Source organism: Holdemania sp. 1001302B_160321_E10 (assembly GCF_015552275.1).
In the GTDB taxonomy this organism is placed as follows: domain Bacteria; phylum Bacillota_I; class Bacilli_A; order Erysipelotrichales; family Erysipelotrichaceae; genus Holdemania.
The window spans coordinates 15,428-39,555 of sequence record NZ_JADNEM010000028.1 but is presented as its reverse complement, the minus strand read 5'-3'; the positions used below and the strand labels follow the sequence as shown (position 1 = coordinate 39,555).

Annotated in this window: 19 protein-coding genes and 1 pseudogene; 3 read left to right on the top strand and 17 right to left on the bottom strand. The window is 48.4% G+C overall.

What is annotated here, in order from left to right; all coding sequences use genetic code 11:
• Positions 1-157: 157 nt before the first annotated feature.
• The 13 genes from deoC to I2D94_RS14470 form a co-directional block, all read right to left on the bottom strand.
• On the bottom strand, positions 158-826 hold the full coding sequence (gene deoC / locus I2D94_RS14530; protein ID WP_229056899.1) for a deoxyribose-phosphate aldolase: 669 nt from the start codon (positions 824-826) through the stop codon (positions 158-160).
• A complete protein-coding gene (locus I2D94_RS14525) occupies positions 804-2,279 on the bottom strand; it encodes a UDP-N-acetylmuramoyl-L-alanyl-D-glutamate--2,6-diaminopimelate ligase (protein WP_195397440.1) in 1,476 nt (491 codons plus the stop codon). Before I2D94_RS14525 ends, deoC begins: the two co-directional genes overlap by 23 nt.
• Complete coding sequence (gene mtaB / locus I2D94_RS14520; RefSeq protein ID WP_229056898.1) at positions 2,276-3,577, bottom strand: tRNA (N(6)-L-threonylcarbamoyladenosine(37)-C(2))-methylthiotransferase MtaB; 1,302 nt, start codon at positions 3,575-3,577, stop codon at positions 2,276-2,278. Before mtaB ends, I2D94_RS14525 begins: the two co-directional genes overlap by 4 nt.
• Before the next feature lie 95 nt (positions 3,578-3,672).
• Positions 3,673-4,440, bottom strand: a complete 768-nt coding sequence (locus I2D94_RS14515; protein ID WP_195397438.1) for a hypothetical protein — start codon at positions 4,438-4,440, stop codon at positions 3,673-3,675.
• Positions 4,441-5,154 carry a 16S rRNA (uracil(1498)-N(3))-methyltransferase gene (locus tag I2D94_RS14510; RefSeq protein ID WP_039865017.1) on the bottom strand — a complete coding sequence of 238 codons (714 nt, stop codon included), beginning with the start codon at positions 5,152-5,154 and terminating at the stop codon, positions 4,441-4,443. It lies immediately after the preceding gene.
• A 199-nt stretch (positions 5,155-5,353) separates the two neighbouring features.
• Positions 5,354-6,658 carry a uracil-xanthine permease family protein gene (locus I2D94_RS14505; protein ID WP_195397437.1) on the bottom strand — a complete coding sequence of 435 codons (1,305 nt, stop codon included), beginning with the start codon at positions 6,656-6,658 and terminating at the stop codon, positions 5,354-5,356.
• Between the two features lie 313 nt (positions 6,659-6,971).
• Complete coding sequence (locus tag I2D94_RS14500) at positions 6,972-8,327, bottom strand: hypothetical protein (RefSeq protein WP_195397436.1); 1,356 nt, start codon at positions 8,325-8,327, stop codon at positions 6,972-6,974.
• A 12-nt stretch (positions 8,328-8,339) separates the two neighbouring features.
• Complete coding sequence (locus tag I2D94_RS14495) at positions 8,340-9,557, bottom strand: M56 family metallopeptidase (RefSeq protein ID WP_195397435.1); 1,218 nt, start codon at positions 9,555-9,557, stop codon at positions 8,340-8,342.
• A complete protein-coding gene (locus I2D94_RS14490; protein WP_195397434.1) occupies positions 9,554-9,934 on the bottom strand; it encodes a BlaI/MecI/CopY family transcriptional regulator in 381 nt (126 codons plus the stop codon). The genes I2D94_RS14495 and I2D94_RS14490 overlap by 4 nt, the downstream gene beginning before the upstream one ends.
• A gap of 239 nt (positions 9,935-10,173) precedes the next feature.
• A complete protein-coding gene (locus tag I2D94_RS14485; protein WP_195397433.1) occupies positions 10,174-10,722 on the bottom strand; it encodes a hypothetical protein in 549 nt (182 codons plus the stop codon).
• Between the two features lie 76 nt (positions 10,723-10,798).
• Positions 10,799-11,476 (bottom strand): N-acetyltransferase, encoded by a 678-nt coding sequence (locus I2D94_RS14480; RefSeq protein WP_195397432.1) that lies wholly within the window; start codon positions 11,474-11,476, stop codon positions 10,799-10,801.
• Positions 11,477-11,522: 46 nt separating this feature from the next.
• The gene (locus I2D94_RS18590) at positions 11,523-12,422 is read right to left on the bottom strand and encodes a GGDEF domain-containing protein (protein WP_195397431.1); all 900 of its coding nucleotides are present in this window, start codon (positions 12,420-12,422) and stop codon (positions 11,523-11,525) included.
• Positions 12,423-12,734: 312 nt separating this feature from the next.
• A complete protein-coding gene (locus tag I2D94_RS14470) occupies positions 12,735-14,705 on the bottom strand; it encodes a PASTA domain-containing protein (RefSeq protein WP_195397430.1) in 1,971 nt (656 codons plus the stop codon).
• Positions 14,706-14,860: 155 nt separating this feature from the next.
• On the opposite strand from I2D94_RS14470, the gene I2D94_RS14465 reads away from it, so the two are divergent.
• The 3 genes from I2D94_RS14465 to I2D94_RS14455 all read left to right on the top strand — a co-directional run bounded on the left by I2D94_RS14465 (position 14,861) and on the right by I2D94_RS14455 (position 18,347).
• Complete coding sequence (locus tag I2D94_RS14465) at positions 14,861-17,017, top strand: Tex family protein (protein ID WP_370544628.1); 2,157 nt, start codon at positions 14,861-14,863, stop codon at positions 17,015-17,017.
• A 181-nt stretch (positions 17,018-17,198) separates the two neighbouring features.
• Positions 17,199-17,831, top strand: coding sequence for a TetR/AcrR family transcriptional regulator (locus I2D94_RS14460; RefSeq protein ID WP_195397428.1), 633 nt, complete (start codon positions 17,199-17,201; stop codon positions 17,829-17,831).
• Positions 17,832-18,008: 177 nt separating this feature from the next.
• Positions 18,009-18,347, top strand: coding sequence for a hypothetical protein (locus I2D94_RS14455; RefSeq protein WP_195397427.1), 339 nt, complete (start codon positions 18,009-18,011; stop codon positions 18,345-18,347).
• 151 nt (positions 18,348-18,498) lie between these two features.
• On the opposite strand, the gene I2D94_RS14450 is transcribed toward I2D94_RS14455, so the two are convergent.
• The 4 genes and pseudogenes from I2D94_RS14450 to I2D94_RS18360 all read right to left on the bottom strand — a co-directional run.
• The gene (locus tag I2D94_RS14450; RefSeq protein WP_195397426.1) at positions 18,499-21,696 is read right to left on the bottom strand and encodes a glucosaminidase domain-containing protein; all 3,198 of its coding nucleotides are present in this window, start codon (positions 21,694-21,696) and stop codon (positions 18,499-18,501) included.
• Positions 21,697-21,705: 9 nt separating this feature from the next.
• Positions 21,706-22,704, bottom strand: coding sequence for a hypothetical protein (locus tag I2D94_RS14445; protein WP_195397425.1), 999 nt, complete (start codon positions 22,702-22,704; stop codon positions 21,706-21,708).
• Positions 22,705-22,779: 75 nt separating this feature from the next.
• On the bottom strand, positions 22,780-23,334 hold the full coding sequence (locus I2D94_RS18365) for an MATE family efflux transporter (RefSeq protein WP_229056900.1): 555 nt from the start codon (positions 23,332-23,334) through the stop codon (positions 22,780-22,782).
• 249 nt (positions 23,335-23,583) lie between these two features.
• Positions 23,584-24,093, bottom strand: a pseudogene (locus I2D94_RS18360) (MATE family efflux transporter); the annotation flags it as partial.
• Between the last annotated feature and the right edge of the window lie 35 nt (positions 24,094-24,128).

Below are 24,128 nucleotides of genomic sequence, written 5' to 3'. Positions count from 1 at the left end.
TGAGTCCCATTTCTGGAACTCATCTGCGTCTTTCTTGTTTCGGTTTTTCTCTCACCAACACTATTTTTGAAAGAGCCGAAGTTTTCAGCTTCCCCCTTCGTTAACCGGCAATGCCGGTTTTTTATTTCTCCTGGCTTACGAAATGCAAGAACAGCGGTTAATAACCCGTGGCTTCCTGTCCTGCTAACAACGCGACGCCGCTGGAGGTTCCGATCCGGTCAGCGCCCGCTTCAATCATTGCCTTTAAATCGTCAAAGCAGCGCACACCGCCGGCCGCTTTCACCTGGCAGACATCGCCGACCGTCTGTTTCATCAAACGCACGTCTTCCACGGTTGCGCCGCTGGTCGAGAATCCCGTCGAGGTTTTTACGAAATCCGCGCCCGCTTCCATGCAGGCCTTGCAGGCGAAAACCTTTTCTTCATCGCTCAGCAGACAGGTTTCAATGATGACTTTCAGCGTATGTGCGCCCGCCGCTTCCCGGACCATTTTGATATCCCGGACAACGCCGTCATGATCGCCGTCCTTCACGCCGCCGATGTTGATGACCATGTCAATTTCATCCGCGCCTTTTTCAATCGCGTCGCGGCATTCAAACGCCTTGGCTTCGCTGGTCATCGCGCCCAGCGGAAAGCCAATGACGGTGCAGACCTTGACGTCGCTGCCTTTTAGCTGCTGCTTGCAGAAGGGAATCCAGCAGGGATTGACGCAGACGGTCGCAAAATCATGTTCGCGGGCTTCGGCACACAGCTTTTCCAGCTGGCTGCGAGTACTGGCAGGTTTTAGCAGAGTGTGATCAATGTACTTATTCAACGGTTTCATCTTCATCTTCCTCCTCCGTTTCAAAATAATACTTGCGCAGGGCGTCACGGACCGCCGCCGGATCGCTCATCCACGGTTCCCGGCCGAATTCCCGGTAAATAAAGGTTTCGTCGCCCTTACCTAAAATCAGGATCGTATCTCCGACATTGGCCACTTCCACCGCCTGACGGATTGCGTCATAGCGGCTTTCAATGATAATGCGGTTGGTCTTCTGAATACCCGAAGCAATTTCTTCAGCAATCTGAATCGGATCCTCGTCGCGCGGATCGTCTTCGGTTAAGATGATCAGGTCGCAGTATTTATCCGCAAGCTGACCGAAAACCGGCCGTTTCTTCGTATCCCGCTTCCCCGCGGAACCAAACACGGAAATGATTCGTTTCTCCTTCGGCGTGATCGCGGACGCGAATTTGAAGATCTGTTCCAGGCCGTCCGGAGTATGCGCGAAGTCAACGATGATATTGAACGGCTGGCCTTCTTCAATCCGTTCCATCCGGCCTTCGATCTGCGGAATCGTGTTGAGCTGTTCCAGGATCTGTTCGATCGGCAGACCGCCCTCGTGCAGCGCGGCGATCACCGCCAGCAGGTTATACAGATTGAACATCGCGACCAGATTGGTCTGGACTGGATATTCGCTGCCGTCATGAACTAAAGTAAAAATCGTTTTATCCGCGTTAAGCTGAATGTCCTTCGCTTCATAATCCGCTTTTTCCAGCACGCCGTAGGTAACAACGCGGGCCGGACAGTCGGCGACGATCGCCATGCCGTGAGGATCATCCTTGTTGGTAATCGCTGTGCCATCCGGCTTCAGCTGGTCGAACAGGCGTTTCTTCGCTTCAAAGTAATTCTCCATTGTCCCGTGATAATCGAGATGATCATGCGTCAGATTCGTAAAAATCGCGATGTCGACATCCACGCTGTCCGTGCGGTGCTGTTCCAGACCGATGCTGCTGATCTCCAGCGCACAGGCCTTCATCCCGGCCTGCGCCATGTCGTGCAGAATCTGCTGCAGCGGCACGATGTCCGGCGTCGTCAGTAACGGCGGCAGCTTTGTGTCGCCATACTCGATCGAAATGGTGCCGATATAGCCGCAGGCATAGACCGGATTCAGCAGGTTGCGGATCATGCAGGCAATCGACGACTTGCCATTAGTACCGGTCACGCCGTAGACCACCATTTTCTTTGACGGATAGCCGTAAAAGCAGGCCGCGACCTGATTGAGCGCGGCGGTGACGTCGCGCACCTTGATGTAAACGACATTCGCGTTGTTGCGCTTGATATCTTCGCTGTGAACAACGCAGACCGCGCCGTTTTTGATGGCCGCGTTGACGTAGCGGTGACCATCATGGATCATCCCTTTAATACAGAAGAAAATGGAATTGGGCAGCACATCGCGGCTGTCCACCATTAGATTTTCAATTTCAATGTCCGGAGCGTTGTCAAACAATGCGGATAATTTCATTTTTCCTGACCTCCTTGCGCCTGCGCTGCCAGCTGATCCCCAAGCATATGCGTACAGCGGGCTGCAACCCGTTGTCCGCTGGCAAACTCGCCTTCGATCTGCACCGGCAGATACTCGCTGCTGTGTCCGAACGCAGCGCCGTTTTCACAGGTTTCAATAATCACGTTGACGTCCTTACCGATCCAGCTGCTTTTTACCGCGTAATAACTGTTGCGGGAGAATTCGCCAACCTGATGGGCCCGCTGCTTCTTCACCACCGATGAAACCTGACCGCTCATCCGCTGCGCCGGGGTTCCGGTTTTCGGGGAGAAAGGGAAGACGTGGATGAAGCTGAAGTGGATCTGCTTCAGAAAGGCCATCGTTGCGGCAAATTCCGCCTCGCTTTCCTGCGGAAAACCAACGATCAGATCGGTGCTGATCGAAATTCCGTCAATCCGGCTGCGGATTTCTTCCACCCGCGCCAGAAACTGCGCCGTCGTATACGGCCGGCCCATCCGTTTCAGCGTGGCGTCGCAGCCCGCCTGCAGCGGGATATGCAGATGCCGGGCGATCTTCGGCTGCGTTTCCATCAACGTCAGCAGCTCATCAGTGATCTCTGTAATCTCGATCGACGAAATCCGGATTCGCTCCAGCGGTTCAATCTGACACATCCCGCGGATCAATTCGCACAGGCTGGTGTCTCTATCTTTCCCATACCGGCCGGTATGTATCCCGGCCAGAACAATTTCCTTATGCTTCTGCGCCAGCCGCCGCGCTTCCTTCAGCGCTTCGTCCAACGGCAGCGAGCGCTCCCGGCCGCGGGCATACGGGATGATGCAGTAAGCGCAGAACTGGTTGCATCCATCCTGCACCTTTAAGTACGCGCGCGTCTGATGTTCAAATTCATCCAGCGGCAGCATTTCAAACTCGGCGGACGTCCGCACGTCATGCAGCTCGACAATCGGCTCGCGGCGCTGGCGCAGCGCTTCGTCGATCAGCTGCGGCAATTTGTCCTTACCGCTGGAGCCGACCAGAATGTCGATCTTTTCCTGCTCACACATCTGTTCCGCCTGAATCTGGACGTAACAGCCCACAGCGCACACCAGAGCGTCCGGGTTCTGCCGGCGGGCCTGATGGATTTTCTGCCGGCTCTTGCTGGCGGCGGTATTGGTCACCGCACAGGTAAATATGATGTAAACGTCGGCTTTCTCCTTGAAGTCCACCGTCTGATAGCCGCGCTGCCGCAGCGCCTGAGCGGTACTTTCCGACTCGTAGGCGTTGACCTTGCAGCCCAACGTTGAAATTGCGACACTCGCCATGAATTCGTCCCCTTCCATGATGGATATTATACCAAACTTTTAACCCCGGAGGTAGTCTTTTAACGGTCATTCTCACCCTGCCAAAGGAAAAGGCCTTACGGCCTTGAAATGCGGGCGATTTTTGATTTCAGTTTCGGCAGGATATAGCCGCTGGCGCAGCACGCATCACGGATCTGAAGCGGATCCTGACTCAGTACGGCGGCTGCCAGCGGCGCACCCTGGGCGGGGTCAAGTTTCTCGCCGGTACAGACCAGTGAAAGCGGCAGCTCGGTTTCTGTGCCGTCAAACGCAAAAACCTCCAGACAATGCACGCGGCCCTCGTAAACCGCGAAACCCAGCTCATTCTGGAAAATCACCTGCGGCGAGGCAAAGCCCGCGTCGTAGGGCAATCGTCCATAGATTAGTGGATCAACGATCTTGTCCGCAAAGCTTTTGACCATCTTGAAAAACTGCGGCAGCTCCAGCACCGCGGTTTCGTGATCGTACAGCGCGTTGATCAGCGGATCGAAGAACGGGATCATCACAAGCTTGTCCTCAACCGTAAACTTCTTCATGTCCGCAATCGCGGCCTGAATTTTTGGCCGTACAAATTCATTGCGTTTGGGATAGTCGATGATCTCCCAGATATCCAGCATTTCCGTCCGCGTCTGTTCGTACAGTTCCTCAATCTTCTGTTTGTTTTTCAAGCCTTCTTCCAGAATGCTCAGCGTATACACATCCCGCACCGTTTTTACCGGACGATCCAGCTGATAAGGTTTCAGCCGGGCGTTGATGCGCGCGGTTTCCTTGCGGACCTCATTCAGTTTCAGAAATTCCCGGTCGTTGCCTTTGCGCAGAATTTTAATCATTTTCGGATTCATCATTTAACCCTCCAGCACGGCTCCAGCCAGACAGACCGCCGCAACTGCGGCTGTTTCCGCCCGCAGAATCCGCTTGCCCAGCGAGCAGCAGCGATAGCCCTGGGTCTGCAGCCTTTCAATCTCAGCCGGGCTGAAACCACCTTCCGGGCCGATCACCAGCGTCACGCTGCGGCCTTTTTCCAGCTGAGCGCTCAGCAAACCGCCGTGCAGAGCTTCATCTTCATACGCCACGAAGTTCTGCTCGCTCCGCCATGCGCCGGCATCGGCCAATTCAATCGGTGCGCACACCTGCGGTCTTTGCGTACGCTTGCATTGTTGGCTGGCTTCCTGAACAATTTTCTGCCAGCGCTCTAATTTTTTATCTACTTTATCCGATTCCAGCTTCACGACCGTGCGGCTGGATTGAAACGGAACAATCCGGCTGACGCCCAGCTCTGTGCATTTCTGCAGCAGCCAGTCCCAACGCTCGCCTTTGATCAGACCAGCGACTAACGTCAGCGTTACCGGAAGCTCGCGGTCCTCGTCCAGCAGTTCTGTGATCTGAATCTGACCCGCACCGTCCAGCACGCCGCAAAAAACGGCGCCTTCCGCGTCGATCACGCGCAGCGTTTCCCCTTCCTTCATCCGCAGGACACGCTGTAAATGATGGCGCTGCTGCGGATCTGGTTCGATCACGCTTCCGACGTGGGTTTTCTGTTGTATAAATATCTGCTGCATGTTATCACCGTGCTTTATTTTACCAGAAAACAGGCCGGAAGGGAATGAAAATCCCGCCTGGCAATCAGGAAAGCCGTTTTGGCTAAAAAAGTAACGAAACGCCCCAGCTCTTGTGAACCAATCCGAAACTTGGAATTGATCCCTCTTTGCCGTCAGAAAAAAAGCAGCGGCATGCTGCTTTCTGAGTGAAATCTGAGATTTATTTTGATTTTTCCGCAGTTTGTTTCTCCCGCGGCAGGATCAGGTTCAGCACAATGCCCACAGTCGCCGACAGCGCGGTGCCCGACAGGGTGACCAGTTTGCCTAACGGCAGAACCGCGCCGCCCAAGCCGATGACCAGCATGGCCGAAGCGATGATCAGATTGCGCTGCTGCCCAAAATCGACCTGATTGTCGATCAGAACCCGCAGACCGTTGGAAGCAATGACGCCGTACAGAATGATCGACATTCCGCCTAATACGGCGTTGGGAATCGTTGAGATGAACGCCGATACAATCGGGACGCAGCTCAGCACGATCGCGATGCAGGCCGCACCGACAGTCACGTACACCGAGGACACCTTCGTCATCCCGATGACGCCCGTATTTTCGCCATAGGTCGTATTCGCCGGTCCGCCTAACAGCGCCGAAATGGACGTCGCGATGCCATCGCCCATTAACGTCTTATCCAAGCCCGGTTCCTTCAGGAAATTGCGGCTGCAGATCTTGCCCAGCACGGTATGATCGCCGATATGCTCGGAAATGGTCACCAGCGCCACCGGCAGGATCGCGAACGTTTCCGGTCCGAAATACAGGTGATAGCTCTTAAACCCCGGAATGGCAATCGGCAGAATGAATTCCGGCAGCGATAAGAACCGCCCCGACTGCAGGACTTCCTGCAGCGGCGCAAAGTCCACGATGCCTAAAGCCAGCGCAAACACATACCCACCCAAGATTCCGCAAAGGAATGGAATGATTTTGAAAAAGCCTTTTGCCTTCGTGGAGATCATGGCGGTGAGAATAAAGGTAAAGACCGCTGTCAGCATGACTTTCCAATCCCCGCCGGTCACAAAGCCGGCGTTGCCGACCGCATTGGCCGCCAGGCCCAGACCGATAACGGCGATCATCGGACCGATGACAATCGGCGGAAGCAGCTTGTCAATCCAGTCCTTGCCGATGAAACGGACAAGAATCGAAACGACGACATAGACCAGACCGATCAGGATTAACCCGGTCTGCGCTGCGCTGACATCGCCGCTCATCGCGGCGACCGCAATCTGGACGGCGCTGATGTAGGCAAAGGAAGAACCTAAGTAGACCGGAACCTGAAACCGGGTGATGCAGCTGTAAATAATCGTTCCGATGCCGGACGCAAACAAGGCGACGGAAATCGGAAAGCCGGTCAGCACCGGGACCAGGATGGTGGCGCCAAACATCGCAAAGACATGTTGGAAACTTAACAGAATCCATTGAGTCGGTTTTGGTTTTTCGTTGACGTCGAGGATCATTTCTACTCGCTGTGACATAAATACCCCTTTCCGGGCTTAAATAAAAAGCCCTTTTGATTTTGTGCAAAAGGACTTTCCCCTTAATGTAGTTCAGCCTTGCGATCTCTCTGGATCCGCTTAAAAGCCCTATGCGGTTTTCATTATAACATAACTAAGCGGCGATTTCATCCACTTCCGGTAAAAAGCCTGAAATGAATTTTCTGACATTTCCGAACATTTTTAATTTCAGACTGGATTCAGCGATGCCAAACAAGGGCGGACTAGTCAGAAATCCTGACAGAGAGCCTGACCGGCAGTTGATCGCCAGTTTGTCAGAAGGCGAACTTCTGAATCAATAATTTTCCAGCATAGAATAAAACTCGTCGCGTCCGTCTTTTTTCGCCTGCGTTCTGAATTTAGCGATATCCGCCGAATTCAATTCACAGACCACCATCTCGAAATAACGGACTTGCTGATCATCGTAGGCCTTCTGCGCCAGCGAGAGAACCTGATCGTGCGGAAGATCGTAAATCAGGTTTGACAGAATATCCAGATTCTGATTCTCATAGGCCTGATTGGCATATTCGGCCTTTTGTTCGCTGGTCAAATCATTGCACAAATTCATAAACACATCCGTGCGATGATCGTTAAAGGCTTGATCTACCAGCGCCTTCAGGGTTTCGTTATCAACTTTGGAATAGAGCCGGTAAAGCACTTCTGTCCGATTGTCGGCATACGCCCGCTCAAGCAGCGTCTTCGCGGTTTCCTTGGAAAGGCCCCAGATAATTCGGTCAAACAGCTCATCCTGCTTTTCATCATAAGCCTGGATCGCCAGCTTATCCATCAGCTCGCCAGGCAGATCCCCGTCAAAGACAAACAGATAATCCCGAGAGCGCTGATCGTCGATCACCCGCTGAGCATACGCCGCGACGCTCTCTTGTGGCAAATCATAGAAAGCTTCTTTAAAATATTCGACGCGGTTATCGGCATAGGCTTTTTCTGCCAAAGCTTCCCGCTGCCTGGAACTCAGCAAACTTGCGATCTCTTCAAAGAATTCAAGACGCTGATCGGCATAAATCCGGTCGGCCCACGCACCGAGCTGATCGGTTGTCAAATCGCGGATCGTTTCCATAAAATACGCCAACTGGTTATCCGCATAGGCTTTCTCCGCCCATTCAGACCGCTGCGGAGCCGGCAGGGAAAGCAGCGCGATTTCAAAATCATCAAGCCGCATATCCGCATAAGCCTGCTGCGCCAACGTCTCAATCTGATCCTGCGGCAGCTTCGGTACCAACAGATCAAACGCATCCTCATACCGACTCTGATAAGCCTGCCTACTCAAATTGAGAATTTCGGATTCCGGAAGCGCGTCGGCCAGCACCGCAAAATAATCCATTTCCTTCGATGCATAGAAGGTGCGGGCCATGTTTACAGCCGCTTCCTCGTTCAGCTTCGCAGCCACAGCTCTGAACTGCGACATTTTCTTTTCCTTATGAAAGCGGACAGCCAGTTCCTCCGCAGATTCGGTGTAGGGACCTTCGATCGAGGTCAAAAGCGGCGTGCGCGAAGCCAGTGAGCTGTTGTTGCGGACTAACCGCGCATGTTGTTCGGAAACCGCCTGACGGACGGCTTCCATCTGTTCCTCATTGTCCATGACCGCTTTCATGCTTTCGTCAAAGGCGACGCTGATCAGCGAATCCTGATACACGCTGCCCTCCTCCTACCGGTCGGCTCCCGCCCAGTTCAGCGTCACGATGTAGCCCTGCGTATAGACGCTGCCGGAAAAATAGAAGGTTCTCTGGTTTGTCGAGGTCGTGGCCGTCATCACCGGCGCCGCGGCCGGCGTCGGCGTTTTCCAGCTCAACGTAGAACCGCACAGAATACCGCTGGCAAACAATACGGCCCCGGCAGCCATCGAGATCAACGCCCGTGCAGTTCCTGACTTTTGTTCATCCATAATTGCACTCAGCCTTTCTTTTAACAAGCTCAAGTTTTCATTCAACGTAATTGATACGATGATATCGCCATAGGTTCCCTTATCCTTTAACGTGTGGATCAACGTGTCGCCGTAGCAGCGTTTTTCCCGCGCCGAGAGAGAACGCAGCACCTGTTCATCGCAGGCCAGCTCACACAGACTTTCCATATGGCGGCCGATCAGGCGAACAACAGGATTAAACCAGTGAATGCAGACCGCCAGCTGAACCAGCCATTTTGTAAAGATATCTTTGCGCTGATAATGCGTGAGTTCGTGGCGCAGAATCATTTGCATTTCCTCAGGGCCGCAATCCTCCGTAGTCAGAATGATCATCGGATGAAAGACACCGGGCAGCATCGGCGATACTGCCAGCTTGTTAATCCAGACCGGCAGCTGGCGGCGAATGCCCATTTTCTGGCGAACCTCGTCCAGACATTGCCGGGTCTTCGGGCTGGATGGAAAACTGCCGGCTTTAATAAACCGCAGAAATCCTTGATAGCTCGTGATCCGACGGACCATCAGCACCACGGCAACGCTTAACCACAGCACCCAGGCTGATCGGATCAGATCGTCCAGCCAGGCGGGCTGATTAACCTGCCAGGTTGATCGGGAAGGCGCCGGTGTTGGAACAGTGCGAATATCCTGAACCGGATCGCTCTGGACTTCCTGTTCCGGTTGTTTTGTTTGTTGATCCGCAACAGGATCCCTGATGGTTTCCGGCATCCTTGCCGCAAGCTGAGCTTGCGGCTGCGGGTTCCAGGTTTCCTCAGAAAACAAAGTACCGACAACCCCGGCTACCGGCGATACCGGAATTAAAAGCCGCAGAATCACAACCAGCCAGAGTCCGTAGCGAAAACGGAAACTCAAATGATTTTGCAGCAGCTTTTCCAGCAGTACAACGATGCCGGCCATCCATAACGCGGAAACCGAAACTGAAAGGAAACCGATCATGAAGGTGTTCATTTCAATTTCTCCTTCCCCTGCTCCCAAAATTTTTCCAGTTCTTCAATGTCTTTGGATTCCAGGCATTTCTGCCCGAACAGCGACGTCAGCAGTGTACTGACATTCCCGCCAAACACCTGATTCACAAACTGAACCGACTGAGTTTTTAAATATTCTTCCTCGCTGATGCGCGCGACGTACAGCGCGCCCCTGCCTTCCTTCTGGCTGATCAGCATTCCTTTGTCGATCAATCTGGAGATAAAGGTCCGCACTGTCGTGCGTTTCCAATCATGGTCAGTTTGTTCTATCTGGTCCAGCAATTCACTGATCGTCATCGTACCCCCATGATCCCAGATCAATCTCATGATTTCCTTTTCAGAATCAGACATCAGTTCCATGTTCTCTTCTCCCTCCCTTTTTATTACATCTTGTAGTCAATTATCATACTACACTTCGTAGTCATTAATTGCAAGCTCTTTTGTTCAATTTCCAACTTATTTTCTCATTCTTCGAAAAACTTCTAACTTTTCTTGTTTTCACCCTTTATTTGGTCTTTTGCTTCGGTTCAAGGCAGCAACAAAAAAAACGAATTCTGACAGAGCGTGATCGTCCTGTCAAAATTCGTGGGCGTGGCAGTTTAGTTCGATTGCCAGCGTTCCTCAAACCATTCCGGTTTTTTTAACCGTTGGAAGTCGCCGAATTCAAAAAGCGCATGGAAATGGCATGTCTGCGAAGAAGTTAACGTTTTCAAGCTGATCGTTCTGGTTTTCCAATTTAGAGATTCAGTTAACCCAAAATGATCCAGAATAGCGATCACGTCTTCCTTTTTCGGATCAAAGTCGGAAGCCTCAAAGTTAAAGTTATAGAAAACCACCCCGCCTTTTCCCGGATCCGTATAATGGACTAGAAAAAACGTTTCGGGATGTTCTCCGATTTCAAAGTAATCGCCGACGTCCAGCCCTTCCAGCCATGCCTTCTCCTTGTTGAGCTTCACAGCTTCCGACGGACTTACATTGGTAATAATAAGCATCCGTTGGACTTTTCCAGCTTTGACGCTGAGTTTTATGGAAGATTCCGGCTGCGTATACCAGTAATAATGGATCGAAGCGCAGCTGACGAGGGACAGAGCGCAAAGAAACATCAAAGTTATCGCGGTTCCCTTTCTCTGCCATTTTCTTTTTATCATCGTTCAGTCCCCCTTTCTTCTATGACATCCCGGATTTTGACCTCTATATTCGTCATTCCTGTTTGTTGATTTTTATTTACTTCTTTGATTCTCTTCCTGATGATCCCGCTTTCTGCTTCGCCTGCAGCGTTTCCCGCCTGACTATCCAAATATCATCACCGGTAAAACCGCATTTTCGATAAAACAGCTCTGGGGAGCAGGGACCATCCGCCCTGCCGCTGACTGTGGCGAAGCGTGCCCTGTCCTTCATGTTGGACAACAGCTGCATGACTAAACTTCTGCCGATCCCGCGGCCGCGCTTCCCGGGCAAAACCTGAATCCATTCCAGACTGATTTCCTGCATCTGCCGATCCAACGCCGCAATTCCGCAGGCCAGCGGTTTGCCGCTCTGGCGATCAAGAGCTACACCCCAACCCTCAGGGCTGAAACAGGCCTGCGCCTGTAATTGAAGCAGCTGCGCTTCGCTGACCCGCAGATCCGGATATGACGCATTGATGATTTCCGCGAATACGTTTACTTCTTTCCAAGCCGTCTGCAGCACAATTTCTGAATGAGAGTCTATGGACAAAGTATCGAGATGATGAAAAAGCCGGAAATAGCATTCAACCGCAGTGCTGACGTCTCCGATCCTTTTTCCAGCTTCTTTTTCGTGAATGACCTCAACACCTTCCGGCAGATTTCCAGCACAAAGTTTCCAATAGGGAAGCGCCGAAGCCCGGCATGGATTTTGAAGATATTCCTGCCTTGTCAACATCCTGCGTTCCTCCTTCTCGCTCTATGTTTTTATTGTAAAGGAGAGTCTAAAAATGGGCAAGTTTATTATTCTGATCCGCGCTCTGCTTGTTTTGATACATTGCCTGATCAGCCAATGTAAACCAGGTTTCCCAATCCTGAATTTCCGGTTTGTATTCTACGATGCCTACGCTGATCGACATGTGATAGTCCCGCGCCGCTTCGCTGAATTGAAGCTGCGCCATTTCCTGACGGAATGCCTGAATTACCTGCGCCGCCTGTTCTTGATTTAAACCGTTAAACGTAATCAGGAATTCGTCGCCGCCAACTCGGCAGGCCCAGCCGCCATGGCTCTCCGCACAGGTTTTCAATGCCTGCGACAGAGCTAAAATAACCCGGTCGCCCGTCAAATGTCCGTACGTATCGTTGACCGCCTTGAACTGGTCAATATCAAGCAAGGCGATCGTCAGCGGCTTCTCTTCTTTCCACTCGGAAATATCCCGGTTCAGCTCATGTTCCATAAAACGCTTATTGTACAGTCCCGTATAGGAATCATGCGTCGAGAGTTCGTTCATTTTGTAAATAATGTCTGTCAACATGACGTTGTTTTTATGATCAGGATCGGTGAACAACAGATTATCTGTAACTTCACGGATCAATTCCAGCGCGTAATGATCACCCAGTTCAGTCAGCGGCACTGATTCAATCAGAAAAATCCGATTATCCTGCGTCGTCTCCATTTTGATTATCGGCCGGTTTTCATCTACAGCCAAACGGGATACACAGTTGCGGCAGGCACAATTACGACTCCACACCTGAAAACAATGTTCGCCGTTCGCGACCAACTGTGACTTTCTCCATTCATGAACCTCATACGTATTCACGTCGACAATCCGGTAAAATTCAAATAACGGATGTGTCTGAATTTGTTTTTGTATAAACTGATCTGCTTTTTCCAAATCAAACATCGTATTTACTTCCTTTCCTTGAAACTTCCTGTGTTTCAGCATTCCACCCACAGTAAATCAATTTATTCATTTCAATCTCATCGTTTATGCGAATAACCTTTTCTGATCTTAAAATTCAGCTTTTAATCCTCAGTTATCAACAAGGTCAAAATATAATACCTCTTGGTTCTCATTATATCATTAAATTAATCGTGAAAGTTAAAAATTATCGCTTAATTTTCCTTTGCTTCGGAATAAGAAAAAGGATGAGCGTTTTGTCGCGCATCATCCTGTTTTTCTATGTTTAGCTGGCGGAATAGATTCCGCTATACTTTAGTCTGCGGATCCTGAAGATATCTTGATCGTAATTGTTTCGCTTTTATCAATCGGACCTGCTGGTGGATAGTCGATCAATTCCCCTCTTGTTATATCATTTGCTTCAATTGAAATTTGAATATTACCAGCTGGAAAACCTTGGCCAATTAAATAATCCATAATATTCTTTTTAGTTCCTTCCGGATCATTTGCAACAACCTTCGTCTTTAGATCTATGATTGTGATTTTATTTGATCCCAGAGATACAGTATAGTTCACTGCCGTTCCCTTCAAAAAATCTCCGGTATCATTTCTGATAATTACGCCTGCCGCATACGAATCACTGTATTCCTCGCTCTTTGTTCCTAATTTTAAACCATTGCTGGTAATAAAATTATTGAATTCGTTAAACGATTTACCCTCAAAGCTGCCTACGTTTATAGGTTTCGGTTCCGGCCCTTTAGAAACGCTGCATTTTACATTTTTATTTTCCTTTGTGACAACGCAGCCAAAAGTCTTTCCAGAAGCTACACTTTCATGATATACAGGATCTTCTCCCGTAAAACTCCAACCTGCGCCGGAATTATTGGCATTGTCGATGATTTTCTTCGCTTCTGCAACGGTTTTATCATTAAAATCTCCGGCATTTGGTTCGTATTGACCTAATGACACTTTATACCAAACCGTAGATCCTGCGGCTTTCTTGCCGGTTTCATTTTCAAGAATCGTCCCGGCAGCCTTATCGGAATACGCCGTGGAACGGGTGCCCAGACTTAAGCCCAAGCCGCTGATATATTTCTTGAATTCATCTTCACTGACACCGGCTTTGTTTTCAACGGTGATTGATTTTCCCTTGGAAATCTGGAAGTTAACCGTTGTTCCCGGAGCCAGATAAGTTCCCCCGTCATACCCCTGAGAAACGATTGTTCCAACAGGCTCTGTGCTTTCTACTTCGCTGTACGTAAAGGTAAGATTGCCTTCCAGGTTATTGATCTTCTTTTTATAGCTTTCGGCATCTTCTTTCTTCTTGCCGACAAACGATTCCAGCTTGATCTTACCCAGCGAAATCTTGACTTTCACCGTGCTTCCCTGTTTCACGTCGCCCTTTTCCGGCGTGTTGGAAATGACATAGCCATATTCAATGGAGCCGCTGTACGCTTCGCTGAACTCACCGACAAGACCATTGTCATTCAGCCACTTCTTCGCTTCATCCTTGCTCATTTTCGCTAACGACTTCATCGTTACCGTTTTCCCTAACGACATCGTTACCGTGATCTTATCGCCGGTCTTGATCGTTTCCCCAGCCTTTGGATCCTGGGAAATCACTTTGTCTTTCGCAATCTTATCACTGGCTTCTTCCTTCCAGTTGATCGTCACTTTATTCGCTTTCGCCCAGTTTGTGATCTTCGCTTTGGTATAATCGCTGAAATCCGGGACGATGATCTGTTCACCCGTTCCGTCTTTTCCCTGGGAAATCGTAAACACCAGCATCGTACTGCGCTTGATTACGGTATCGGTCACATTGACCTTGATGAATTTTCCCTTCTCGATCTTTTCATCGACAGCGTATTCATACGTGACATCCAACAGTTTATTCGTTTCCACGAATTTCTCAATTTCTTCTTCTGTCATGTCTTTGAAATCCGGCAGCGTTACTTCGACATCCGGATCCGGACCTTTCGAGAAGACAACCGTCAGAACGCTGTCTTTGTTCAGCTTCTGTTCTGAGGCAATACTCTGCGAAATCAGCTTGTCCTTATCAATGGTATCGCTGTATTCGTACTCGACTACCAACTGACTGTCACCCAGCTTATTCTCAGTCGCCCATTTTTTGATTTCTTCGACGGTCTTCCCTGAGAAATCTTCTACCTGAATCGCTTTGCCAGGCAGCGTCAACAAAACGACTACGGCTGCGATCGTCGCGATAGCTAATACACCGACGGCACTGAGCAGCGCAATCGTCTTTTTATTCGAAAAATCTATATTCATATTGCCCTCCTGTACTTTAACAAGTATATCATATTTCCAATCCCTAAAAAACGGCGTTTGTAGACTTTCTTTGGAAGTTACTGGTCTGAATTCTTACAAATTTTTGAAGCTATGAAAAGATTTTCGTGTTATGATAAAAATCATCACGAGGAGGAATGAATATGGAAACTGAACAGCTGATTCAGCCGGTGGCGGCTTCGCTCAACATTGAGCCAGCCCAGGTGCGAAATACATTAAAGCTTTTGGAAGAAGGCAACACAGTTCCTTTCATCGCGCGTTACCGCAAAGAAATGACAAAAGGATTGGATGAAGAACAAATTTTGTTCATTCAGCAGCAGGTCCAGTATTTAAGTAATCTGGAAAAACGGAAAGAAGACGTACTGCGGATTATTGAAACGCAAGGCAAGCTGACGGAGGAACTGCGTCGGCAGGTTTTAGCCTGCACCAAGCTTTCGCAGGTTGACGATATTTACCGGCCATATCAACAAAAGCGCAAGACTCGCGCGACGGATGCTGCGGGCAAAGGGCTGACGCCGCTGGCAGATTGGATTGCTTCCTGCCCGCGTTCGGGCGATCCAACTCTTCAGGCGGAAAAATATCTGAATGATCAGATCCCGACAGTGGAAGAAGCGCTGCAAGGAGCGAAGGATATCCTGGCTGAGCGCATCAGCGACCAGGCAAAGCTGCGCTGGAAGATCAAGGAACAAATTGAAAAATACGGCTTTATTCTCTGTAAGGAAAAGAAAAAGCACGAAGACGAAAACAAAGTTTATAAGATGTATTACGATTACAAAGAAAAGATCAGCACGCTGGCAAATCATCGGGTTATGGCCATCGACCGGGCTGAAAAAGAAAAAGTCATCACGGTAACCCTGGACTACAACCAGACGTTTCTGATCAATTACGCGATCCGCGGTGTGACGCATGACCGCCCAACCGTCTGTCAGAGTCTGATTGAGGAAGCGGCGCAGGATGGTTTAAAGCGGCTGGCATTCCCAAGCGTCGAGCGTGAAGTCCGCGGGGAACTGAGCGAAAAAGCGCAGGCGCAGTCGATTGAGATTTTCTCAATGAACGTTGAACGTCTGCTTCTGCAGCCGCCGCTGGAAGGCAAAATGATCCTCGGCGTCGATCCGGCGTTTAGGACCGGCTGCAAGCTGGCTGTCATTGATTCCACGGGTAAGATGCTGAAAATCGACGTTTTCTATCCGCATCCGCCGGTAAACAAAAAAGCCGAAGCCAAAGCCAAACTTCTGTCGATTTTGAAAGAATATCCAATCGAAGTCATCGCAATCGGCAACGGTACGGCCAGCCGTGAAACTGAAAGCTTCATTGCCGAGATCATTCAAAAAGAAAACCTGAACGTCGATTACACACTGGTTTCCGAGGCTGGCGCTTCGGTATATTCCGCCAGCGAATTAGCGCGGAAGGAATTTCCGGATCTGCACGTCGAGCAGCGCTCCGCCGTTTCGATCGCAAGACGAATTCTGGACCCGTTGTCTGAACTGATTAAAATTGATCCGAAAAGTATCGGCGTAGGTCAGTATCAGCATGATCTGCCCGCAAAGGCTTTAAATGAGCGGCTTGATTTCGCGATTTTAAAAAGCGTCAACCGCGTCGGCGTCGACGTCAATACGGCTTCCAGCGAGCTTTTATGTCATGTTTCAGGTCTGACAAAAGCCTCCGCCAACGCGATCGTCGCCTACCGCAACGAACACGGCCGCTTTGAAAACCGGCGGCAGTTATTGGAAGTGCCGAAGCTGGGCGCGAAGTCTTTCCAGCAGGCGGCGGGCTTTCTGCGGATTCACGATGGAGAGGAACCGCTGGATCAAACGCCGATCCATCCGGAAAGCTACCAGGCCGCTCACCGCTTATGCCAACTGTTAGGCATCAGCCAGTTCGGCAGCGATGAATGCCGCGAAAAACTGAGCCAGTTAAATCTGGAAAAAACCGCCGAACAACTGGACACGGACGTGTATACGCTTCAAGACATGATTGAAGCGATCTCCCAGCCGCTGCGCGATTACCGTGAACAATTCGACGGACCGATGCTGCGGCATGACGTCCTCACGCTGGAAGATCTGCATCCGGGCGATGAGTTGGAAGGCGTCGTCCGCAACGTCGTTGATTTCGGCGCTTTCGTTGATATCGGTCTGCATGAGGATGGTCTGGTCCATGTTTCCAAGATGGTGCAGGGCCGGATCTCCCACCCCAGCGAAGTCGTATCCATTGGCGACATCCTCAAGGTCTGGGTTTACGGGATCGACGCAGAACGTCACCGGGTTCAGCTGACCATGATTGATCCGCATCATTAATTAATAGAACTGTCTTGACGAGTTCCCAATTCAGAAACAAGTCCAGGACAGTTCTTTTATGTTTAAAAAGATAAAATTAAAATAAAGTCACAATTTTCATTTCCGACGACTTTAACTTGACGCGGTTAACAATCCCAGATAAGATATATACAGACCAACCGTCGGTTTATAAGGAGAAGCTATGGCAAGAAATAAACATCCGGAACAAACGTTAGAAAAAATCATCGTTACCGCGGCCAGACTTTTTGTTGAAAAGGGCTATGAACAAACCAGCGTTCAAGATATCCTTGACGCGACCGGATTATCCAAGGGCGGACTTTATCATCATTTCAAATCCAAAGAACAGATCCTGAACGCGGTGATGCAGCGGCGAATTCAATACGTGAACAAGCGGTTTCAGGAACTGATCCGTGATACGCCGGGTAAAAACGCCAAAGAAAAACTGAAGAAGATCCTGGGACAGCTGGCGGCGGATGCCGAAACACATGCGCTGGATCAGGCTTTAGCATCCCAGCTCGATCCGCATTTTGTCGTCAATGGAATTCAGACCTGCGTTCAACAAGATGCGCCGATCGTTGCCGGACTCATCCGGGAAGGCAACGATGATGGTTCGCTGCACGTCCAGCAGCCTGAGCTTTGTGCAGAAGTCTTCTTAATGCTGCTGAACTATTGGGTCAATCCCGTTTTATTTCATCGAAACAGCGAAGAAACTGAAATCCGGCTGCGCTATCTGCAATCGGTGATGATTCAGCTAGGCTTAGATTTAATTGATGATTCGCTTATCGCTGATTTGATCCAAGCCTATGTCCAGTAATCTGACTTTCCTGTGAAATTCGATCCAAGTAGCTTATATAAACAGGCTGTAAAATGGCAGCCTGTTTCTTAGCAGGAATAAAGACCGACGGTCGGTTTTATATTTTGAAATCACTCTTCTCCGCTTCCATCTAAACCACGATCGACCATTTAAAAAACAAAAAATCAGGAGGTATTTATGAATCAAGAAAAATCACTCATCACAGTCAGAAATTCCATCCCCTCGCCGACCGATCTGACTCAGGCAGCCATGGAGCGAACACAAAAAGCGTCGGTGAAAACTTCCGTAATGACCCAATCCCTGATCGAGAAATCAAAGGCACTGCGCACCCCTTCTCCGGCAGCGGATAAAATCGGAACGATGCTCGGCGGTATTGCCAGCGTAGTTTTTCTTTTCGGCGGTGCAAGCCAGCTGATTCTGGGTTATACCTTAACGGGTATCAGCACAGCAGCCTTTGGCGCTGTCGCCTTGTTGTCCAACTGTTACCATTATCGTAAAATCAAGGCACAAAAATAAAATTTCACCTTACTGCAAATAAGCATCATTCATGTTTTTCAACACAAACATAAAAAGCGATCAACTTATAGCCACAGATAACCTCAGACTGGCTTAAATATTGATCGCTTTTCATTCTAGTACTTAAAACGACATCAGTAATTTACATTTTTCAGTTCGATTCTTCAGTTTTTTCCGATGGTGTAGGTTCAGGAACAGGAGTTTCCAAATTTTGATCCGTAGTTGTTTCAGGTTCCTCTGTATTCATTTCTTCAGGTTCTTCTGATACAGGCCCTACATACCAACCTTTTAACTGCAGCTCAACTTTATATTTATTCTTAATATTTCTTGTCGCCGTAAAACTCTTTTCACCTTCAAGAACAGGCAACTTGATTGAAGCTCTGGATTTAAGATCAAGCAAATCGACATAAGAATCAGTCTCAATCATTAATTTCAATTCATAATTGCCATCTTCCAAGTCAACCATCGGTATCTCAAACTCATACCAGATATGACTATAATCGTAAGTCCCGCCTTTTTCTTCAGTCATATCCCAACTGTAATCTCCACCAGTCAACGCTGTGATTCCCTCTGTTTGATACGAATGAATTTTTCCTGTTCCTTTATTGATTAAATACAACGTGTATTTAGGATGCTGCTCTGCCGAGAAATCGCCATTCCAAATAAATCCTGCACCTTTAACGATCATGCTCTCGTTATTATCTGACAGCGCTACTTTACTTAAATATTGATACGATTCACGGATACGAGGGAGCGGCTGTTTTCCTTCAGGCAATTCGATTTTATAATTTCGAATAGCTAACTCATAACGATTTGAAAATTCATATTGACGCTTTAATTCGCCATATTTTCCGTTGTTAAGTAAAAGCACGCCACTATCTTTCATAGAACTTAATCCATACATTTTGCGAGTGAATTCCTTACCATCTGACATGGTTTTAATGATGAAGCTGTAATCTCCATCAGGGAGATCTGAAATATCGAGATCTCCTTTATAATAACCATAGCTGTAATCAAAGCCCAATTGGATATGATTATAACCCAGATTTAAATTTGGATCATTTTCTTCACCCGTATAACTTGTCAGATCAGATGTTTTGACAACTTCATCTGTATCGACTTTAGTCACCAATAACTGATGGGAAATCTGTTCCGGCGTACCTTGATGGCGGCCTTCTACAAACGCTATGCCCTTGACAGATAAAGTGCCATTTTCATTTAATAAGAACTTTTGGATAAGTGTGTTGTAATACTCTGCTACTACATGAGCTTTCTTCGTTACCACAATTCCATTATCCTGCTTTTCAAAAATATAATCAAAAAGCAACTCTGAACCGGTCTCCGGTAAATCTACATCCGATAACACCTTAGTTTCATCATAAGTTTCATGGATTGTCCTGATCGATAATTTATAAGTACCAACCTCCGTAAGCAATAAATCTAACGGAATATCGCTTTCGGAAAATCCTGCGGCTTTATAATTTTCATCACTGTATTCTGCCTGACTTAAATTATACAGCTGTTTATTCCCTTCAGAATCTTCAATGACTAACTGATGGGTAAGCTGATCTAAGTTTTGAACGTATAAACCTGGCTGATAAGCATAACCTTTTATCATCAGCTTGCTTCCATTCAAACTCAGTTCAGTGATTTTCTGTTCAAAATCGCCAACCGGCTTATTCCCTGTTTCCTCAACAAAACCAAGCGGAGATACTTGCTCGCTGCGCAAATAACCAACACTGTTATTCCAGTCATAGACATCGTAACTCTCTTTTTGATGCAGTATCAAGGAACCATCTGCACGAATTCCATTCGGTGATGGAAAGCCAACCCAGTCTTGACTGTTAGATTGCATAATTACTGAAAAATCTTTTAAATAAGTGCTTTGACTGTATGAAACATTGAACAACGTTGCAGAATTTTGATCAGCATATCGTTTTACACTTGTATTAAGCTGATTGACAACACCTAAATCATAATGACCATAATCAATCAAAGAACCGTTATATCCTGCCGCAAATTTATCGATAGAATAAGCAAGCGCAGCTATTTTTAAACCCCAATACGGGTCTGACGCATATTTCACGTTAAATCCCGCACCTTTATTACCTACATGGGTGCCGAAAAAACGCCAGTTTGTCACATCCATATAGCCGCGCAAATTCAAAGCCATATGCTGTTTAATACAATCATCAATAGATTTAAACACATATGCATCATCGGGATTAGAATCAACAGCATTCCAACCAAATAAATTATTATTGTTCATAGCATATTTGCTGGTACCCCAAGCAGATTCTAATAATCCTAAACTATAAACCAACAAAGCATTGACACCATAGGTTTCCTGATAGGAAGTAAAAATATTTCCAGCCCCATACATCTTAGAATTACCCGCATTATATCTTTGTGCCAGGAAAGCATCCAATGTCTGACCTGAAATATTTGATCGACTGCGCAATGGAAGCATTTCATAATAATTGTAATACGTTGCATGCTGACCGTTATTGGTCACGGGATTTTGAAAATACCGGTCAGAGTATAAATGATGCATATCATTTGTATAATAAACCGCACCCACCGGCATCCATTCCTCGGCAGGACCGATTGTTTGAGAATAATCCTGCGGATTTTGTGTACTTCCGGCCCAATATGACCAAGCATGATAAACTATATCCTTATAGTTACCATTTTGCACAACTTCATAATAGCTCTGTTTCGGCTTAACCCAAAATGGTGATTCCCATGGCGTTCCATCATTGTTTCCTCCCAATTGAATACTCAATCCCCTTGTGACAAATTTCATTGGAATTAAATCAACCTGATCTAAATTAATAAAGCCATCGAATCCAGTTAAGTTCACGCCGATTTTCCCAGTTCCGTTACTTGGGTTATAACTAGCCGTTTGTTGATATATCATTTCACGGTGACTAGTAACATAGGTATCTTCTCCAGATGATTCATATTGAGTAATTGTAACCGTTGAATCGGCAACTCGTTTAATAGATCCATCTTTTTGCTCTACATTGGTCCCTCTCCGATAAGAGTAACTGGCCACCAAACCAGAAACCATCGCAATAATTTTTGTTGGCGATTTACTGGCAGAATGACGAACCACCGCATCAATGCCATAATTAAACATTGTATTCAAGGCAGATCCCAAATCATTGTGACAACTGATTTCTGAAAACGTTCCGTTATCCTGAACCCATGACACTTCATAATTAGAACAAGCCATCGGATATGTTCCTGCCGCTACTAATTTTACAACAGTTTCTTCGGAGGAATAACTTTGAACTAATGACACCGCCATAAACAGCGATAAAAGAAATTTTAGACCTTTTCTCATATTTTCCTCCTATAAATTCACTTTAACGTCTATCCAGTTTTCCTGGCCCTTGATTTTAAGTTTCAATGTTCCATGATAAGAAATCAATTCTTTATCTGGATTGTATGTCACAAAGAATAAAACTCCAGTATCTTTTTCCTGAATTGATTTTCCCAGTATATTTTCATACTTTTCAGATTCATATTCAGCATCTAACGCATCGAATTCACTTCCATCATCCAATACATATCGTGCAGATTCGATTTCCAGATTATCGCCCCATAAACTAACCGCTTCAACCTTAAATACATAAACTGCTGCGGTGGAAGGAATTCCAGCGCTCATCAACTCTCCATTCATATTCCTATATACTTCTTCATTCGCGATCTGGAAAGCGACGTTGACCTGCATCTGATATGTCTTGCCATCAGTGATCACGTCCTCCGCGACGTACCCCAGCATCTCGCGGGTGCCCGTCGCTTCCTTCAGATTTAGCTGGATCGGCGCGTTATCGCCGAAATCCACGTTAATCGTCGCCGACTGCGCCGTTTTATCCTTAATCGGCACAAAGATATTGGCAACGTAGCTGTTTTCCCTTGACACCAATTCAAACCAAACATTCTGCTTGCCGATATATAAACCGTTCTTATCCAGCTGATCGAGATAGCTGTCGATGTCATTCAGCTTGACGCCTTCGGACGTTGCGAAATGCTCAAGCGAAATATTAATCGGTTCTTCCGCCTTCACCCGGATCTTCGCGATCGCAAACTGGAAGTCCAGTTCATCGAAGCGATAAACCGTCGCGTTGACCAGATCGACCTCGACGGCGTCCAGTCCCTGCGTTTCCTGCGGTTTTTCCTGACCGCCTTGCTCGACCATCACCGGCTTTTCCGTTTCTTCAGGCAGCTGCGATCCGGAACGATCTTTCACGATCATTCCGAAGTAAATTGCCGCTGCAGCAAAGAGAATCAAGACGACAGCCAGGCCGCCGGCCAGCAGCATCGTCGTTTTATTCTTCGTTTTTCTCATAAGTAACATTACCCCAGTCTAAAGGTATTCTACCATAAACCTGAGCGCGTTAAAACCTGTTTTTCCTTACCAATATTAACCTTTCATCAAATCGACAAATAAATGCCGGCATAAGAAGATCACCGTCAGGATCGTCAGATAATCGGCGCAGGGCTGAGCCATGAAAATACCCAGCTTGCCTAACAGCGTCGGCAGAATCCAAATGATCGGAATATAAAACAAACCCTGGCGGGCGATCGACAGAAAGAACGCCGAACGCTTCTCTCCCAGCGCCTGCAGCAGCACCGCCGCGATATTATAAGCTCCGACGACCGGCATCGAGACCGCATAGCCATAAAGCATCATCCGGCCCATTTCGATAACCGCCGCCTCGCGGGAGAAGATCTGCACGATCTGCGGCGCCAGCGTAAGATAGAAGACCGCCGCAAAACAGCCGTATACCGTTACCCATGTCAAGGCGCTTTTCAGCGCCTGCTTCAGCCGCGGCCGGTTGCCGGCGCCGTAATTATACGCCGCAAACGGCTGGAACCCCTGCGCGAAGCCGATGATCGCGAACATGACTAAATTCAGACATTTCTTGGCGATGCCGATCCCTGCCAGAAAATCGGTTCCATACACGCTGGCCTGCATTGCCAGACAGCTGTAAGTGACGCTCGGCAGCGCCTGACGGGCAAACACCGCCACCCCCAGGCTCAGAATCTCCTGCACCGCTGCCTTATCCAGCATCCATACCCGCGGATTCCAGCGCACAGCCTCAGCTTTAAACAACAACCTCCCCATCAACATGACCAACGACAGACACTGGGCCGCAGCCGTCGCCCACGCCGCGCCGGCGATCCCTAAATTCAAACCCCAGTCAAACATAAAAATCGGATCAAGGATCAGATTTGCCACCACCCCGGCAAAGATCGCGGCCATGGGAAAATTCACGTCGCCTTCCGCCCGCAGCAGATGGACGATCGTCAGCTTGATGATCTGCGAAAACGCAAAGACTAATAAAATCGTCACATACTGCGCCGCATACATCGTGACGTCGCCTTCCGCTCCGAACATGCCCAACAACGGATCTAGGAAAGCAATAAACAAAATGGGCAGCACGATGGAGATCAAAACGACCAGCGTCATCGTCGTCTAAACAATCCGGCTGACCTGATCCCGATGGCCCGCCCCCAGCTGCCGCGAAATATAGCTGCCGGCGCTGACGCCGATCGACTCGCCGAACGCGTGCGTCAGCATCATGATCGGCATCGCGACCGTCGTCGCCGCAATCATCGCCGTGTTGTGCAGCTGACCGATGAAAAACGTATCCGCGATATTATAGATTGTTGTGACCATCGAGGCCAGGATGGAAGGAACCGCCAGGCGGATTAAAGCCTGCTTTACCGGCATGGAATCGAGAATCAGCGACCTGTCGGCATTTTTAT